The 643-nt window shown below is 45.3% G+C and carries 1 protein-coding gene; it reads right to left on the bottom strand.

Features of this window, described 5'->3' with window-relative positions; genetic code table 11:
- The coding region (locus AC6UD4_RS07195) for a mucin-binding protein (RefSeq protein WP_500694598.1) at positions 1–643 on the bottom strand (643 nt) is incomplete at both ends.

Genomic DNA, 643 nt, shown 5'->3' with positions numbered 1-643 from the left:
ATCGGATATGGTGTGCCAGGGACCAACTTGTTCCCGTTCTTATCAACTGGAGTGTATCCAGGAATGTCAGGGATAAGTGGATTACCGGCATCACTTGGGTTGTTGGGATCATTTGGATAAACGATCGGGTGACTGCCCGGAACATCAGGAACTAAGTGACCTAAGGCGTAGTAAACGACCGTTACTTCGGAGTCGTTAGAATCAGCGTTAACCGTTGCTTGTCCAACTGAAGCAGTGTTGGTGTAGTAACCATTGATAACTGGCGAGTTAACCCCACTCAAGACGTCACTCTTAGTCGTCCATGCACTGTAAGTTACCTTACCAGTAACTTGATCAAACGTTGCCGTTCTAGTAAAGGTAGTTGATTGAACCACATCATCAGCTAACTTGTTACCATTCTTATCAACGTAGTGAATGGTTCTAGTAACGTTCTTAGTGAGATCAGTCTTACTAGTTCCGTCAGGATACTTTGGTCCAGTTGGGTTGTTTGGATCAACTGGTTGACCTGGAGTTCCTGGATTGTCTGGCGTAACTTCCTTAGTCTTGTGTTTGAGCACAACCGTAAAGGTTGGGCCATCAGTATTAAAGGTAAAGCCATCCGCAGGGTATCCGTCGGATACTAATTCATATCCTTGCGCTTCTA

Source organism: Fructilactobacillus sp. X3R5C2, from assembly GCF_059901175.1.
The sequence above is the reverse complement of the archived record's forward strand: the minus strand, read 5'-3'. Positions and strand labels throughout refer to the sequence as shown.